The sequence below is a fragment of the Telluria sp. ZT3P39 genome, from assembly GCF_059685935.1.
This window is the reverse complement of record NZ_JCASIH010000016.1, coordinates 39,299-55,447: the sequence shown is the minus strand read 5'-3', so window position 1 is coordinate 55,447 and position 16,149 is coordinate 39,299. Positions and strand designations below refer to the sequence as shown.

General features: G+C 66.1%; 13 protein-coding genes. All 13 read left to right on the top strand.

What is annotated here, in order from left to right:
- Positions 1-227: 227 nt before the first annotated feature.
- A complete protein-coding gene (gene gmd, locus AC56LR_RS15415) occupies positions 228-1,343 on the top strand; it encodes a GDP-mannose 4,6-dehydratase (protein ID WP_497131668.1) in 1,116 nt (371 codons plus the stop codon).
- A gap of 2 nt (positions 1,344-1,345) precedes the next feature.
- Positions 1,346-2,440, top strand: coding sequence for a GDP-L-fucose synthase (gene fcl, locus AC56LR_RS15410; RefSeq protein WP_497131667.1), 1,095 nt, complete (start codon positions 1,346-1,348; stop codon positions 2,438-2,440).
- A gap of 57 nt (positions 2,441-2,497) precedes the next feature.
- The gene (locus AC56LR_RS15405) at positions 2,498-3,565 is read left to right on the top strand and encodes an EpsD family peptidyl-prolyl cis-trans isomerase (protein WP_497131665.1); all 1,068 of its coding nucleotides are present in this window, start codon (positions 2,498-2,500) and stop codon (positions 3,563-3,565) included.
- A 44-nt stretch (positions 3,566-3,609) separates the two neighbouring features.
- Positions 3,610-4,398 carry a polysaccharide export protein EpsE gene (gene epsE, locus AC56LR_RS15400; RefSeq protein ID WP_497131663.1) on the top strand — a complete coding sequence of 263 codons (789 nt, stop codon included), beginning with the start codon at positions 3,610-3,612 and terminating at the stop codon, positions 4,396-4,398.
- Between the two features lie 241 nt (positions 4,399-4,639).
- Positions 4,640-6,046, top strand: a complete 1,407-nt coding sequence (gene epsF, locus AC56LR_RS15395; protein ID WP_497131661.1) for a chain length determinant protein EpsF — start codon at positions 4,640-4,642, stop codon at positions 6,044-6,046.
- A gap of 42 nt (positions 6,047-6,088) precedes the next feature.
- Positions 6,089-6,958, top strand: coding sequence for a chain length determinant protein tyrosine kinase EpsG (gene epsG, locus AC56LR_RS15390; protein WP_497131660.1), 870 nt, complete (start codon positions 6,089-6,091; stop codon positions 6,956-6,958).
- Position 6,959: 1 nt separating this feature from the next.
- A complete protein-coding gene (gene xrtB, locus AC56LR_RS15385) occupies positions 6,960-7,922 on the top strand; it encodes an exosortase B (RefSeq protein ID WP_497131658.1) in 963 nt (320 codons plus the stop codon).
- On the top strand, positions 7,919-8,605 hold the full coding sequence (gene epsI / locus AC56LR_RS15380; RefSeq protein WP_497131657.1) for an exosortase-associated protein EpsI, B-type: 687 nt from the start codon (positions 7,919-7,921) through the stop codon (positions 8,603-8,605). Before xrtB ends, epsI begins: the two co-directional genes overlap by 4 nt.
- A gap of 26 nt (positions 8,606-8,631) precedes the next feature.
- A complete protein-coding gene (locus tag AC56LR_RS15375; RefSeq protein ID WP_497131656.1) occupies positions 8,632-10,092 on the top strand; it encodes an O-antigen ligase family protein in 1,461 nt (486 codons plus the stop codon).
- Complete coding sequence (locus AC56LR_RS15370; RefSeq protein WP_497131654.1) at positions 10,092-11,615, top strand: oligosaccharide flippase family protein; 1,524 nt, start codon at positions 10,092-10,094, stop codon at positions 11,613-11,615. Before AC56LR_RS15375 ends, AC56LR_RS15370 begins: the two co-directional genes overlap by 1 nt.
- A complete protein-coding gene (locus AC56LR_RS15365) occupies positions 11,616-12,827 on the top strand; it encodes a glycosyltransferase family 4 protein (RefSeq protein WP_497131653.1) in 1,212 nt (403 codons plus the stop codon). It begins immediately after the preceding gene.
- The gene (locus AC56LR_RS15360; RefSeq protein ID WP_497131651.1) at positions 12,817-13,599 is read left to right on the top strand and encodes a glycosyltransferase family 2 protein; all 783 of its coding nucleotides are present in this window, start codon (positions 12,817-12,819) and stop codon (positions 13,597-13,599) included. The genes AC56LR_RS15365 and AC56LR_RS15360 overlap by 11 nt, the downstream gene beginning before the upstream one ends.
- Before the next feature lie 281 nt (positions 13,600-13,880).
- Positions 13,881-16,115: a heparinase II/III domain-containing protein gene (locus AC56LR_RS15355; RefSeq protein ID WP_497131649.1), complete on the top strand. Its 2,235-nt coding sequence runs from the start codon at positions 13,881-13,883 to the stop codon at positions 16,113-16,115.
- The last annotated feature ends 34 nt before the right edge of the window (positions 16,116-16,149 follow it).

Here is a 16,149-nt window from a genome sequence, read left to right as displayed (position 1 = left end):
GATGGGAATCAATTAATTGCATCTAAAGTGCCGTCATTTTTCGCTAACTCTGCAGTAAGTTCGCAAAAGTAAAAAAACGCTTAAACTCGCCTTAAAACTGGTGCGCACGATTAAACAGGTGTTTGCAGAGCCTCCAGGCCTGCGTAGAATCGTTGATGAGTTTGCAACTTGCCGCGTCCGCTTTCCAGCCATCCCATACCGATGAGCAGGGCACAAGAGGGAACAAGATGAAAAAAGCACTCGTTACGGGAGTTACCGGCCAGGACGGCTCCTACCTCGCCGAGCTCCTGCTCGAGAAGGGCTACGAGGTGCATGGCATCAAGCGCCGCGCTTCGCTGTTCAACACCGCCCGCATCGACCACATCTACCAGGACCCGCACGCCGACAACCCGCGTCTCATCCTGCATTACGGCGATTTGTCCGACACCTCGAACCTGACCCGCATCGTGCAGCAGGTCCAGCCCGACGAAATCTACAACCTCGGCGCCATGAGCCATGTGGCGGTCTCGTTCGAGTCCCCGGAATACACGGCCGACGTCGACGGCATCGGCACCCTGCGCCTGCTGGAGGCGATCCGCTTCCTGGGGCTGGAAAAAAAGACCCGCTTCTACCAGGCATCGACCTCCGAACTCTATGGCCTGGTGCAGGAAACGCCGCAGCGCGAAACCACGCCTTTCTATCCACGCAGCCCGTATGCGGTGGCCAAGCTCTACGCCTACTGGATCACCGTCAATTACCGCGAAGCCTATGGCATGTATGCCTGCAACGGCATCCTGTTCAACCACGAGTCCCCGCGCCGGGGCGAGACCTTTGTTACCCGCAAGATCACGCGCGCCCTCGCGAATATCGCCCAAGGGCTGGAGCAGCAGCTGTTCCTGGGCAACCTCGACGCCCTGCGCGACTGGGGCCATGCGCGCGACTACGTCCAGATGCAGTGGCTGATGCTGCAGCAAGATACGCCCGAAGACTTCGTGATCGCCACCGGCCGCCAGTATTCGGTGCGCGATTTCGTCGAGGTGGCGGCGCGCGAGCTCGGCATCACGATCGCCTGGCAGGGACAGGGTGTGGACGAGCGCGGGCTGGTGGCGTCCGTCGCGGGCGACCGCGCCCCGGGCGTGGCCGTGGGCCAGCCCATCGTCGCCGTCGACCCGAAGTATTTCCGTCCCACCGAGGTCGAGACCCTGCTGGGAGACCCGGGTCGTGCCCGCGAGCGCCTGGGCTGGGAACCCACCACGAGTTTCGAAGCAATGGTGCACGAGATGGTGGCGCACGACCTCGATACGGCGCGCCGCCACAAGCTGCTCGCATCGCATGGCTACAACGTTGCACTTTCAATGGAGTAAACGTGTTGAACAATCCGCAGCCCTCGCCGCAACAAAGCACCCAACCCGGCACGCCGCGCGTCTATGTCGCCGGTCACCGCGGCCTGGTCGGCTCGGCCATCGTGCGCGTCCTGCGCGCCCAGGGCCAGGCCGACATCGTCACCCGCCGCCACGACGAACTCGAGCTGACCGACCAGGCCCAGGTGCGCGAATTCTTCCGCAGCGAACGCATCGACCAGGTGTATCTCGCGGCGGCGAAAGTGGGCGGCATCCATGCCAACAATACCTATCCGGCGGAATTCATCTATGACAACATGATGGTGCAGGCCAATGTCGTCCATGAAGCCTGGCGCGCCGGCGTGCAAAAACTCCTGTTCCTCGGCTCCTCCTGCATCTATCCGCGCCTGGCGGCCCAGCCGATCCGCGAGGAATACCTCATGAACGGCATCCTGGAGCCGACCAACGAGCCCTATGCCATGGCCAAGATCGCCGGCATCAAGCTGTGCGAGAGCTATAACCGCCAGTACGGCACCGACTACCGCAGCGTGATGCCGACCAATCTGTATGGTCCCGGCGACAACTACCACCCCGAGAACAGCCATGTGATCCCGGCGCTGCTGCGCCGCTTCCACGAGGCCACCGTCGCCAATGCACCCGAAGTCGTGATCTGGGGCAGCGGCAAGCCCATGCGCGAATTCCTGTATGTGGACGACATGGCCGCGGCCAGCGTCTACGTGATGAACCTGGCGCACGAGGTGTACGCAGCCAACACCGACCCGATGCATTCGCACATCAACGTGGGCACCGGCCAGGACGTCACCATCGCCGAGCTGGCCCGGCTGGTGGGCGACACGGTCGGCTACCGCGGCCGCATCGTGTTCGACGCCGGCAAGCCTGACGGCACGCCGCGCAAGCTGCTCGACGTCTCCAAGCTGGCCGCGCTCGGCTGGCGCGCGTCCACGGCGCTGCCCGATGGCCTGCGCCGTGCCTACCGGGCCTTCCGCGCGGGGCAGCAGCGCGACGCCGTCCCGGCGCCGGCCCAGGAGCCGGAGCCTGCCCCGCAAGCTGTCGCTGCATGGATGCGTTCGCCGCCGGCGCGGCAGCAGAGTGTTAATTGAGGGTAACGAATAACAACAGACGGGCTGGCGCCCGTCACCAACGTCGAGGAAATTATCTTGAAAACCTTTCATCTTGCAAGCAAGCATCCATCCTTTTCCGCCCCGCGGCGCCTGCTGTCCACCGCCGCGCTGGTGCTGGCCGCGGCGAGCCTGGCCGGCTGCAGCAACGACAAGGCAAAAGAATCCAGGCCGGGCCAGGCCCTCGCCAGCGTCAACGGCGAAGAAATCACGGTGCTGCAGCTGAACGAGGAGATGCAGCGCGCCGGCGTGCCGGCGGCGCAGCAGGCGGTGGCCAGCAAGCAGATCCTGCAGGCGCTGGTCGACCGCGAGCTGCTCGAAGGCGAGGCGGCCAAGGAAAAGATCGACCGCGACCCGAAGGTGATGCAGGCCATCGAGCGCGCCCGTTCCTTGATCATCGCCCAGGCCTATATGCAGAAACGCCTGGGTGAACCGGTGCGCCCGACCCCGGCCGAGGTGGAAGACTATTTCAACAAGAATCCGCAATTCTTCGCCAACCGCAAGCAGTTCGCCATGAACGAACTGATCATCCCCGCCGCCGACCTGACCCCGGAAGTGCGCGCCGCCGCCGACAGTGCCAAGTCGCTGGAAGAAGTCGCGGTCTTCCTCGACGCCCGCAATATCAAATATGGCCGTGCCCAGGTCACCCGCAGCACCGCCGACCTCAATCCCCAGCTCTCCGGCAAGCTGCTGGCCATGCCCAAGGGCCAGCTGTTCGTGGTCAAGGAAGGCGACCGCGCGATGCTGATCTCGATCGCCGAAGTGCGCGACGCGCCGGTCACCCTGGCCGTGGCGGCCCCGCAGATTGGCCAATACCTGATGAACAGGAAAAACAAGGAACTGGCCGCCGCCGAGATCCAGCGCCTGCGCGGCACCGCCAAGATCGATTACCTGAACAAGGAATACGCCCCGGGCGTCGCTACGCCGAGCGCCACCACGCCGGGTGCGACCGTCCCGGCGACCGCCCCCGCGGCCGGCGCGCCGGCCGCGCCTGCCGTGGCGCCGGATGCGGCCGCCGTTGCCGGCCAGAATTCGGTCGCGCCGGCGCCCGAGGCCGCGGGCACCGACAAGGCCGCGCTCGACCGTGGCGTGGCCGGCCTCAAGTAGTCGCATACCCAACCGTCTGATAACCCGGAACTAAAGGAGCAATCATGAAACGATTCATCAAGTGGATGATGGCCACGGCGCTCGTACTGACCATGGGAATCGCCGGCGCGGCCGAAGTCCTGCTGGGGCCTGGCGACGTGGTCAAGCTGTCCGTCTACGGCAGCCCCGACCTCTCGATCGAGACCCGCGTCAGCGAAACCGGCAATATCACTTTCCCGTTGCTGGGACAGGTGGCCGTGGGCGGCCTGCCGGTGGCGGCGGCCGAGAAGAAGATCGGCGACCTGCTCGAGAAGGGCGGCTACCTCAAGAAGGCCCAGGTCAACATGCTGGTGACCACGCTGGCCAGCCAGCAGGTCTCGGTGCTGGGCTACGTCAATCGTCCCGGCCGCTATGCGGTGGATGGGCGCCGCAAGGTGCTCGACCTGCTGGCCATGGCAGGGGGCATGCACGGGGACGGCGGCGACATCATCAACCTGGTGCGTACCCGCAACGGCGCTACCACGCGCGACACCATCGACGTCATCGAGATGGTGCGCTCGGGCGAGCTGAACAAGGACTACGAAGTGGCCGGCGGCGACATCATCTATGTCGAGCGCGCCCCGCGTGCCTATGTCACGGGCGAAGTGTCCCGCCCGGGCCCGTTCCGCTTGGAGCGCGGCATGACCGTCCAGCAGGCCGTCTCGGCCGGTGGCGGCCTGAGCCTGCGCGGCAGCAATAACGGCATGAAGATCACCCGCAAGGATGCCAGCGGGAACCCGGTGACGATCAATGTCAAGGCCAGCGATCCGGTTCAAGTCGACGATGTCATCATCGTTCGCGAGAGTTGGTTTTAAAAGCTCGCTTGGACTGGCGTCGGAGAATGACGAGATCGTAGGGTGGGCGGGTTTCCCGCCCGCGCGGTGATCGTTGCAAGATGAACCGGCGAACGGGCTGCAGTACCGTAATTTGAACGCGCGGGCAAGGAACTTGCCCACCCTACGAGTAAGCAACGGCTCGCAATGACTGCCCGTCAGGGTCGAGCTAGTCGTGTTTTGTCCACCCCCGCTGCAAGGCAACTGATGCAAAGGTAAGGCCATGAACGTTCATCAATTCCTGCTGATTCTTCTTGCCAGGAAGAAGATCATCCTGTCGACGCTGCTGGTGACGGTCTTGCTGGCGCTGGGCTGGAGCCTGGTGCAGCAGAAGACCTACAAGGCGACCGCATCCGTACTGCTGAACTACAAGGGGGTGGACCCGGTGAGCGGCCTGACCATGCCGGGCAACCTGATGCCGGGCTATATGGCGACCCAGATCGACATCATCAGCAGCAAGAATGTGGCGCTGCGGGTGGTCGATTCGCTGCGCCTGGCGTCGAGCCCGGCGGTGCAGGCCCAATGGCGCGAAGCCAGCGAAGGCAAGGGCTCGGTGCGCGACTGGCTGGCCGAACTACTGCTGAAGAAGCTCGAGATCCTGCCGTCGCGCGAATCGAGCGTGGTCGAGATCAGCTTCAAGGGCGCCGACCCGGCCTTTGCCGCGGCGGTCGCCAATGCCTTTGCCGACGAGTACCAGAAGATCAGCGTCCAGCTCAAGACCGAGCCGGCCAAGAAAGCCTCGTCCTATTTCAACGAACAGACCAAGCAGCTGCGCGACAACGTCGAGGCGGCCCAGGCGCGCCTGTCGAAATACCAGCAGGAGAAGGGTATCGTCAGCCTCGACAACAACCGGGTCGACGTCGAGCTCTCGCGCCTGAACGACCTGTCGGCCCAGCTGGTCGCTGCGCAAACCCAGGCGATGGAAGCGAACTCGCGCGAGCAGAACGCCAATGGCCTGGGCTCGGCCGACGTCGCCAACAACGCCCTGATCCAGAACCTGCGCGTGAGCCTGGCCAGCGGCGAAGCCAAGCTGGCCGAAGCGGCCTCGCGCTATGGCCGCAACCACCCGGTCTACCAGTCGGCCAGCGCCGAGGTCGGCAAGATGCGCTCGGAACTCAATGCCGCGGTGGGCAGCGTCACCCGCAGCGTCGGCTCCAACGCCCAGGTGTATCGCCAGCGCGAAGCCCAGCTGCGCGCCGAGCTGGCAGCGCAAAAGACCCGCGTGCTCGAGCTCAACCGTACCCGCGACGAGCTCGGCGTGATGCTGAAAGACCTCGACAGCGCCCAACGCGCCTTCGATTCGGCCAGCCAGCGCTTCTCGCAGACCCGCATCGAGGCCCAGTCCGAGCAATCCGACATCTCGATCCTGAACCCGGCGGTGGCGCCGACCGATCCGTCCGGCCCGCGCGTGCTGCTCAATACCCTGGTCTCGATCCTGCTGGGCACCATCCTGGGCGTCGGCCTGGCCCTGTTGCTCGAACTATTGAACCGCCCGGTGCGTTCCAGCAGCGACATGAAGGACATGCTGGGCATCCCGGTGCTGGGCACCATCGAATGGCGTGGGTCGCGCCCCCGCGGCGGCGGCATCCGCGCCCTGATGGCACCGCGCCGCCTGCTGCGCCTGAACTGAGGTCTGCCAGGTCAAGTCAAAAGAGGACTCTGAGGAATGACGATGAATTCATCCGTGCTATCCGCCTTGCCGCTGGACCCCGCCGCCGACTCGAGCATGGGCGCGCTGCTGCTCGACTCGGGCAAGCTCACGCCCGAAAACGCCGAGCGCGTGCTGCGCATGCAGAAAGATCTCGGGATCCGCTTCGGCGAAGCCGCCGTGCGCCTCGGGCTGGTGAGCGAGGAAGACATCCAGCAGGTGCTGGCGCGCCAGTTCTCCTATCCCTATCTGCAGAAAGGGCAGGCCAACCTCTCGCCCAAGCTGGTGGCCGCCTACGAGCCGTTCTCGCCGCAGGTCGAGGCGCTGCGTGCGATCCGCAGCCAGCTGATGCTGCGCTGGTTCGCGCGTGGGCGCCGCTCGCTGGCGATTGCCGGCGTGACCCCGGAAGACGGCTCCAGCCTGTTCGCCGCAAACCTGGCGGTGGTGTTCTCCCAGCTCGGCGAGCAGACGCTGCTGGTGGACGCCAATTTGCGCAGCCCGCGCCAGCAAGAAATGTTCGGCGTCAAGCCACGCCAGGGCCTGTCCGACCTGCTGGCCGGGCGCGCCGACCTCGACATCATTCAGCGCGTCCCCGCCTTTGTCGATTTGTCCCTGATGCCCGCCGGAACCCTGCCGCCCAATCCGCAAGAGCTGCTGGCGCGCGAAGGCTTCCGCAACCTGAACACCCAGCTGGAATCGCGCTACGACGTGGTCCTGTACGACCTGCCGCCGTTCGCGGCCGGGGCCGACGCGCTGGCGGTGGCCGGACGCGCCGGCGGCGTGCTGCTGGTGGCCTGCAAGCACCGCACCCGCGTGGCCAGCATCAGCCGCATGGCCGAGCAGATGGCCGAATCCGGCGCGGAAGTCGTCGGTTCCGTGGTGGTGGAGTTCTGAGATGGCCACGGCGACCCCGCGCGAAGCGGCAGCCCGGCCGGCGCCTGGGCTTGCCGGCAGCCTGCGCGCAGCCTTGCCCGAATGGTGGCCGGTGCTGGCCGGGCTGGCGGCGCTGTTCATTCCCACCTTCTACCGGCTGTTCACCGGCGCCTGGGTCGGCGAGGAGCAAGGGCATGGCCCGATCATCTTCTTCCTGGCCATCTGGCTGATCTGGCGCAAGTGGCCTGAGGCGATGGCGGTGGCCGATCCGGCGCGCCCGAGCTGGATCGGGTGGCCGGTGCTGGCCGTCGGCCTGATGATCCACCTGCTGGGCCGCTCGCAGAACATCCTCATGTTCGAGGTCGGCTCGATCATCATGGCGATGGCCGCCGTCGTGCTGCTGAAATTCGGTGGCAAGACGCTGCGCCTGCTGTGGTTCCCCTTCTTCTTCATGCTGTTCATGGTGCCGCTGCCGGGCGAACTGGTGGCCGCCGTGACCATGCCCATGAAGATGGCCGTGTCCTGGGCCACCGAGGCCATCCTGTTCGGCCTGGGCTACCCGATCTCGCGCTCCGGCGTGGTGCTGCAGATCGGCCAGTACCAGCTGCTGGTGGCGGACGCCTGCGCCGGACTGCAGACCCTGCTGACCCTGGAAGCACTCGGGCTGTTCTACCTGAACCTGATGCGCCATCCCTCGGCCTTCCGCAACATCGGGCTGGCGATCCTGATCATCCCGATCTCGTTCTTGGCCAACGTGATCCGCGTGATTACCTTAACCCTGATTACCTATTATTTCGGCGACGCGGCAGGGCAGGGTTTCCTGCATGGCTTTGCCGGCATGGTGCTGTTCGTCACGGCGCTGCTGCTGATCCTGGCGGTCGATTCGAGCCTGCAGTGGTGGATCAAGCGCCGTGAAACGCATGGCGGCGGCGGGGATGGCCCGGGCAGTTCGACGCGCATGCCTGCCATGAAGGAGGCCACATGAACCGCCGTTTCGCCATCAGCCTGGTGCTCGGCGCGGCCATGGCCGGCACCTCGGCCCTGACCGTGGCCCTCACGCCCAAGGCGCGCATCCTGCAGGCCCACGAGCGCTTCAGCCTGGAACAAATGATACCCACCCGCTTCGGCGACTGGACCATCGACCCCTCGGTGGTGCCGCTGGCCCCGGATCCGGACCAGCAGGGCATGCTGGAAAAAATCTACGACCAGACCCTGTCGCGCACCTATGTCAACCGCCAGGGACAGCGCGTGATGCTGTCGATCGCCTATGGCGGCGACCAGAGCAAGTCGCTGCAGCTGCACCTGCCCGAGGTCTGCTACGTGGCCCAGGGCTTCCAGATGCTCAAGCAGGGCGACGGTGCGCTGCCGACCCGCTTCGGCCAGGTGCCGGTCAAGCGCCTGGTGGCGCGCCTGCACGAGCGCAACGAGCCGATCACCTACTGGATCACGATCGGCGAACACGCCACCAAGGCCGGCCTGCAGCAAAAGCTCCGCAAGCTCGCCTACGGCCTGTCGGGCGAAGTCCCGGACGGCATGCTGGTGCGCGTCTCGACCATCCAGGCCGACGACAACCAGGCCTATCGGGTGCAGGACCGCTTCGTGACCGAGATGCTGGGCGTGATGGCGCCGCGCGACCGTACCCGCCTGGTCGGCGCCGGCCCGGCCTAGGGTTGAGGCAAGGCCGAGGGCGCGCCATGAACGAGATCCTCCCCTATATCTATTATTCGCTGCCCTGGGCCTTCGTGCTCCTGCTCTCGGTGGCGACCGTCGCGGGGATCGGTATCGGGCTGGTGTGGCCGCGCTTTTTGGTCTATCCCTACCTGGCCGTCTATTTTTGCTTTAATTCCACAAGCTACGGCAGCCTGGCCGTGTTCGCCACCAGCGCCATCTACAGCCGCGGATCGGGCCTGCTGTTCTTCGGCCTGGTGCTGTGGTACGTCCTCGGCGCCTGGGCCTGCGCCCGCGTTGCCGCCAGCTTCCAGCGCTACCCGGCGCCGGAATGCAACCTGCGGCCCTGGTTCGCGGCCTGGTTCGTGCTGCTGGCGGTTCACGCCGGCGTGGGCATGGTGTCCGGGGTGACGCTGCGCGAGGCGCTGTCGCCGCAAGGCTTCTCGAACATCATCTGGATGGCGCCGCTGATCTCGCTCATCCTGCTGTCCTTCCGCACCCGCGAGCACGTGCAGGAACTGAGCCATTTCATCCTGCTCGTCGGCCTCGGGCGCGCCCTGTTCGGGCTGGTGCGCTGGGCGGGCTTCGGGGGCGACCCGAACAATGTTTACGCGAACATGAACGCGATCAAGATTCGCCTGACCTTCTTCGACATCAACGACAGCCTGGTGTGCACGGTTGCGTTTGCGATTGCCGCGGTCCACCTGTTCCAGGCCCACAAGACGGACCGCCCGGCCTTCTGGCGCGGCATCGAGTGGATGACCCTGGTGTCGACCGCGCTGTGCATCGTGCTGTCCTACCGCCGCAGCGCCTGGATCGGCTTCGTGCTGGCCTTCCTGGTCATCATGATGCGTTTCCCGGTCAGGCGCCGCATGAAGCTCATGACTGCCGGCCTCCCGGTCGTGGGCGCGGCGCTTGCCTATGTCGGGATGCAGCGCATGACCCAGACCAAGGGCGCGGCCGGCGGGCTGTCCAGCCTGGTCTACGACATGCAGTCGCGCCGCTTCGGGCGCGAGAGCGAGCGGGTGATGGAACTCAAGTTCGCCCTGGCCGACTTCCTGTCGCAGCCGATCACCGGCATCGGTTCCTGGGGCCGCTACACCGGCTACCAGTACATCTCATGGCAGAACAACGCTGACGGCGGCCTGTTCCTGCACAGCGGCGTGCTGCACATCGCCCTCAAGAGCGGCCTGGTGGGCACCGCGCTGCTGCTGGGCACCATCATCGCTTTTGTCCTGTTCGCGCGCCGCGCACTCAAGCAGCTGCCGCCCGAATTGCTCGGCGTCGGCACGGCCGGCGTGGCCGGCATCGCCTTCATGATTCCCGACCTCCTGATCGGCACGCCCTTCCCGCAGGTGCGCACCACCCAGATGCTGGCCTTCTGCCTGGCCTTGCCCTACCTGGCGATGGCGGTGAGCAAGACGGTGCCGAGTGCGCACCCGGCGCGCCAGCCCTCCGTGCCGCGGCCGCACCTGGTGCCCGCCTGATGAGCGCGAACCTGTCCCTCAACCTGGTGCGCAACGCCTGGTCGAACCTGCTCGGCGCGGCGATTCCCGCGCTGGTCATGCTGGCGACCGTGCCGCTGGTGGTGAAGGGACTGGGCGAATCGGGCTATGGCGTGTATTCGCTGGTGACGGCCATCGTCGGCTATTTCGCGGTGATCGACATCAACGTTACCGCGGGCTCGGTCAAGTACATCGCCGAACACCATGCGCGCGCCGACCAGGACAAGGTCGTCGAGACCATGTCCTTCGGCCTGGCGGTGTACGCGCTGATCGGCCTGCTCGGGGCCCTCGGCCTGTTCGTCGGAGCAGGGTGGTTCATCACGGGCGTGTTCTCGGTGCCGGCCTCCCTGGTGCCCGAAGCGATCGCCACCTTGAAACTGGCCGCGCTCGGCTTCCTGCTCGGCCAGGTCCAGGTCTACCTGAACAGCGTGCCGCAATCGCTGATGCGCTACGACATCTCGGCGCGGGTCGAGATGGTGTTCGGCAGCCTGGTGCCGCTGGCCACCGTCGCCGTGCTGCTGCTTGGCTACGGCCTGTTCGAGGTGGTGCTGCTGCGGGTGGTGGCGAGCAGCGTGCATTGCCTGGTCCTGTGGCGCGCGATCCTGCGCCTGGTGCCGGACTTTCGCTGGCGCTGGCCGCGGACGCGCATCCGCAACGAGTTGCTGGGCTTTTCGGCCTATTCATTTTTATCGCGCTTTGCCACGCTGTCCTACGTGCATGCGGACAAGCTGATCATCGGCGCGCTGGTGGGTGTCACGGGCCTGGCTTATTTCACGGTGGCGGCGACCCTGGCCAACCGGGTGCTGGGCCTGAGCTTTCGCCTGTCCGGCGTGCTGTTCCCGGCCGCCAGCGCCCTGGCCGCAGCCGGCGAGCTGGCGCGCCTCGACCGTCTTTATTTAAAAGCCACGCGCTACGTGGCCTTCCTGAACGCCGCGGTCCTGGTGCTGGTGGCGGTATTCGCCCACCAGATCCTGCGCTACTGGATGAACGAGGAGTTCGCGCGCCATGGCGCCCTGGTGCTGGCCGTGATGGCGCTGGCCCAGTTCGTCGATTCGCTCACCAGCCTGCCGTCGCTGGTGAACGACGGCATGGGCCACCCGCGCATCTCCGGCCTGTTCGCCGTCGCCAGGGCCCTGGCCGGCCTGGGCATCGTGTATGTGGGCGTGGCCGGCTGGGGCATCGATGGCGCCGCCTGGGGACACCTGGCAGGCTCGCTGCTGTTTACCTGCGCCTTCCTGGCCTACGTGCACGGGCGCACCGTGCCGACCCGGCTCGCCCGGTTGCTGGCGCGGGGCTATGCGCCCGGCCTGCTGGGGGTGGCGCTCGTCGCCGTGGCCGCCACCACGGCCGAGCAGCTGTCCGACGGCGGGGCCTGGGATTTCGCGCTCATTCTCGGCCTCACCGCGCTGCTGCTGGGCGTGCACGGCCTGCTGTTCGTGCTCGAGCGCGACGACCGGCTGCTCGCCTGGGCGCGCCTGAAGACCTGCTGGGCGGCGGGGAGCTGAATGAAGATCCTCATGGTGTCCGAAGACTTGCCGGGCGAGCAGCTCGGCGGCCTGGCCAGGCACGTCGTCACCCTGTCGAACGCCTTGCTGGAAGCGGGGCACGAGGTCGACATCATGGGCCGCTCGGACCGGGCCCACGCCGACAGCGCGGCCGAGATCGGATTCCATGGGCGCTTCATTCCCGGTTTCGATTTCCGCCGGGTCGGCTGGAAGGAAACCCAGCTGGGCTTCTTCAACCCGGCCAAGCGGCCCTGGTTCGCGGCCAAGGTGGCGCGCGCGTTCGCCAGCCACGCGCGCGGGTACGACGTGGTGCATTACCACGGCCACCTGCCGATGATCGGCCTGTACGTCGACCCGGCCCTCAATTTCGTCCAGACCCGCCACGACCAGGGCAGCGAATGCGTGATCCACCTGCGCTTCAAGGAAGGCGCCGTGTGCATGGAAACCGCCAGCCGCGCCTGCGCGGGCTGCGCCCACCCGGCGCCGGGCGCATTGCGCCGCGCGCTCTCCGGCCATGCGGTCGCGCGCTACCGGGGCGAGACCGCGCGCGCCTTTGCGCGCCACAAGACCATCTTCGTGTCGGATTTTTTGCGGCGCCAGTTCCTGCGCACGCTGCCCGATGCCGACCTGTCGCGCTCGCGCGTGATCCACAATTTCATCCACTACCGCAAGCTCGCCGCGCTGGCCGGCAGCGCCGCCGCGCCGCGTCCGGGCCAGGTGCTGGTGGCCGGGCGCATCGACACCGGCAAGGGTTTCGGCGAATTCCTGGCCGCCGCGCGCGGGCGCCTGCCGCCCGATGCGCAGGTACTGGTCGTCGGCGACGGCCCGCTGCGCGCGCAGCTGGAGGCGGAGTACGCGAGCGGGCAGGTGCGCTTCCTCGGCTGGCAGCCGAACGCCGAGGTGGTGGCGCTGGCAGCCGGCAGCCATGCCTGCGTGGTGCCTTCGGTGTGGGAAGAACCCTGCGGCACCACCATCCTCGAAGCGCTGGCCCTGGGGCGTCCCTGCCTGGCGCTGGCGCGCGGCGGCAATCCCGAGTTGTCCGTCTACGAATCCTTTCCCGGCCAGCTGCGCCTTGCCGGCTCGATGATCGAGCTGGTGACGCAGCTGCTTGATACCCTGGCGCAGCCGGCAGCAAAGCGGTCCTTGCCGGCCAGCGCCGGGATGGACGTTTCTCAGGCCCTACCCACCATCTTGGAGTTCTATGCCGAATAAGCCTAGCTTTTCGATCGTCACCTGCACCTGGAACAGCGCCGCCACCCTGGCCGACACCCTGGCCTCGGTGCAGTCGCAGACCTGCCAGGACTTCGAGCATATTTTCGTGGACGGCGGCTCGACGGACGCCACCCTGGACATGATTGCCGCCTATCCCGGCAACAAGCGCGTGCTGCGCGACGTTGGCGGCGGCATCAGCCGCGCCATGAACCAGGGCATCGAGGCGGCCAGCGGCGAGATCATCGCCCACCTGCACTCGGACGACTATTACAAGGATCCCGAGGTGCTGGCCACCGTCAAGCGCACCTTCGAGCAGGCGACCCTGGCCGGTAAACCAGTGGACTGGGTGTACGGGAACATCCAGATCCTGAAAGACGGCAAGATGGTGCCGCCCTACGCCATGCCGGCGTTCTCCTACCGCGCCTTCGTGTCCGGCCGCAGTTCGATCCCGCATCCGGCCGTGTTCGTGCGCAAGTCCGCGTTCGAGCGGGTGGGCATGTTCGACGAAACGCTCAAGTACGCCATGGACATCGACCTGTGGCTGCGCCTGGGCGCCACCGCGCAGCCGGCCATGATCGACCAGCCGCTGACGGTGTTCCGCGACCATGCCGGCAGCGTGTCATCCAGCAACCGGCTCAAGGCGCGCCAGGAAGAGTTCAACGTGCGCCGCCGCCACATGGACAAGGCGCCGCTGGCCTTCGGTATTTACTGCCTGCGCTATCTGAAACGCCTGCGCGGGCTGCAGGAGGGCCAGGCCCTGCCGAGCCCTTAGCAATCCGACAGCATTGCGCTTTTGTCTTTGCAGGCCGGTCATGACCGTTAAAAGCCTGCAAATATTGTTCGGTAAAAGTTGAATTTTTGTCGTGGGATTTCTGCAAAGCAACGAAAAAATCTGTGTTTTCTTTGGGGAATTTGCCTGTGTTCAACTTACTTTGGGATACTATAAATCCCACAAGTAAGCCGCTGCAGCTAACAACAGGCAAGCGTTCCCAAGCCCACCGGCACTGCCGGCGCGGCGCAAGAATTTCAGATATTTTTCTCGGAGTACCCACAATGCAATTTCATCGGAAGAGCCTCGTCTGGGCCGCTGCATTCGCCTCGCTGTTCGCGAGCGTCACCGCCCGCGCCGACTGGGTCCAGTCGAACGATCCACTGGTCATCCAGGCCAAGCCCGAGATGAACCAGGTGCAGGCCCAGAATCCGCCGGGCTTTACCTGGTCGCGCCACGCCACCGGCCCGGCCAGCTACGAGCTCGAAATCACCCCGGTCGGGGGTACGCCAACCAAGGTCGTGGTCGAGCGCAACTGGCATTTGCCGACCAAGGCGATGGCCCTGGGTAACTACACCTGGCGCGTGCGTCCGGTCGGCACCAGCGACTGGTCCAACCCGCGCACCTTCTCGATCACCAGCAAGTCGACGGTGTTCGAAGTGCAAGACAACGCCACCGTGCGCAACCGCATCCTGTCCAAGGCCCGCCCGCGTTCGCTGCCGGCCTCGGTGACCCCGTTCTCGACCTGGAGCACGGCCAAGAAGACCGACCTGGAGTCTTACCTGAGCCGCCTCGGCAATGAAGTCAAGGCCCAGATCACGGCCGTGCCCGCGTTGTCGGACTCGCGCTGGTCGATCGTGATCACCAGCCCGCTGACCGCCGCCATGGCGGCCCAGCAGACCGACGTGCGCCAGCGCATCAACGAAGCGACCCGCCAGCTGGAAGCGGCGGCGCTGATGTACCGCATCAAGGGCGAGTCGATCTATTTGACCGAAGCGCTCAAGCGCGGCGACGAACTGGCTGCCCTCGACCCGAACGGCCCGACCAGCTATGTCAACCAGGACCAGGCCACGCGCCAGATCGCCTGGGGCCTGATCAAGGGCATCGACTCGCTGGCCGGCGCGCTGGACGCGACCCGCAAGGCGCGCTGGCTGGCCTCGGTCAAGACCCGCACCACCGTCATGTATGACAACCTGGCCGGCGACAATGGCCGCCTGGACCAGTTCCCCTTCGACTCGCACGGCAATACCAGCCTGGTGTTCCTGGTCCTGATTTCGAGCCTGTCGCTGGGCGACATCCCGGACGCCCAGAAGTGGTTCGACTTCTCGTTCCGCGCCTATGCGCTCAGCCCGAACCCATGGAGCGGCCCGGAAGGCGGCTACGCCAATGGCACCGCCTACGCCGAATACTCGGCCGCCTACCTGCTGGCGCTGTGGGACCCGCTCTCGCACGCCAGCGGCGTGAACTTCTTCGGCAAGCCATGGACGCTCGGCTTCCTCGACTTCGCGATGGAATTCATTCCGCCGGGTTCGCGCGTGCACGCCTTCGGCGACGCATCGGAAACCAAACCGGATGCCCGCGTGTTCCGCGCTTTTGCTTCGCGCATGTGGTCCCCGCGCGCCGCCTGGTTCGTGAAGAACACCACCGGCATGGAAGACGCGATGTCGCTGCTGTCGGCCCAGTATCCGCTGCCGGTGAAGGACACCACGGTCTACCAGGCGCCGTCGAACTCGGCCTATTACCCGAGCATCGGCTGGGTGGCGATGCACAGCGACCTGGCCTCGACCCTGCGCATCTCGACCTTCTTCAAGTCCAGCCCCTACGGCTCGTTCAACCACAGCCACGGCGACCAGAACGGCCTGCTGCTGTCGAGCGCCGGCCAGCCGCTGCTGGTCAAGGCCGGCTGGTATGACTGGTATGGTTCGCCTTACTGGAGCGACTGGTATCACCAGACCCGCTCGCAGAACGCGATCACCTTCGACGGCGGCAAGGGCCAGCTGGTGAACGGCTACCGCGAGCAGCTGCAGCGCAACGGCAAGATCACCGCCTTCACCGCCCAGCCGACCTACGACTACACGGAAGGCGACGCGACCCCGGCCTACGGTGGCCAGCTGACCATGGCCAAGCGCCAGGTCTGGCATCTGCGCGGCGCCGGCAACGCGGTGCTGGTGCGCGACCGCCTGTCGAGCACCGTGGCCCGCACCTACGAGTGGAACATGCACACCCCGGCCATCATGGCGATCGAAAATCCCTTGAACGTCAAGGTGGCGGCCGGCACCCAGACCCTGTGCGTGCGTTCGCTGAACACGGCGGCGACCTTCGCCAAGTGGATCGGCCCGGGCGCCAAGACCAACGTGGTGGAAGACCACGGCGCCTTCTACCTCAAGGGCGAGGCCAACGCGACAGCCGAGTTCATCGTGCTGCTCGACGTCGGCTGCAAGAAACCGGCGGTGACCATGGGCAGCGCGGGTTCGGTGCGCACCATTACGGTGGATGGCCAGACGGTGACGCTGAACTAGGACGCCGTACCGGGCGCGTCCCGTCAGCCAGGGA

Excerpts from the sequence above, each read along its gene's own strand:
- gmd (WP_497131668.1), top strand. The coding sequence starts at position 228 with ATGAAAAAAGCACTCGTTACGGGAGTTACCGGCCAGGACGGCTCCTAC.
- epsE (WP_497131663.1), top strand. The coding sequence starts at position 3,610 with ATGAAACGATTCATCAAGTGGATGATGGCCACGGCGCTCGTACTGACC.
- epsF (WP_497131661.1), top strand. The coding sequence starts at position 4,640 with ATGAACGTTCATCAATTCCTGCTGATTCTTCTTGCCAGGAAGAAGATC.
- epsG (WP_497131660.1), top strand. The coding sequence starts at position 6,089 with ATGAATTCATCCGTGCTATCCGCCTTGCCGCTGGACCCCGCCGCCGAC.
- xrtB (WP_497131658.1), top strand. The coding sequence starts at position 6,960 with ATGGCCACGGCGACCCCGCGCGAAGCGGCAGCCCGGCCGGCGCCTGGG.
- epsI (WP_497131657.1), top strand. The coding sequence starts at position 7,919 with ATGAACCGCCGTTTCGCCATCAGCCTGGTGCTCGGCGCGGCCATGGCC.
- AC56LR_RS15375 (WP_497131656.1), top strand. The coding sequence starts at position 8,632 with ATGAACGAGATCCTCCCCTATATCTATTATTCGCTGCCCTGGGCCTTC.
- AC56LR_RS15370 (WP_497131654.1), top strand. The coding sequence starts at position 10,092 with ATGAGCGCGAACCTGTCCCTCAACCTGGTGCGCAACGCCTGGTCGAAC.
- AC56LR_RS15365 (WP_497131653.1), top strand. The coding sequence starts at position 11,616 with ATGAAGATCCTCATGGTGTCCGAAGACTTGCCGGGCGAGCAGCTCGGC.
- AC56LR_RS15360 (WP_497131651.1), top strand. The coding sequence starts at position 12,817 with ATGCCGAATAAGCCTAGCTTTTCGATCGTCACCTGCACCTGGAACAGC.
- AC56LR_RS15355 (WP_497131649.1), top strand. The coding sequence starts at position 13,881 with ATGCAATTTCATCGGAAGAGCCTCGTCTGGGCCGCTGCATTCGCCTCG.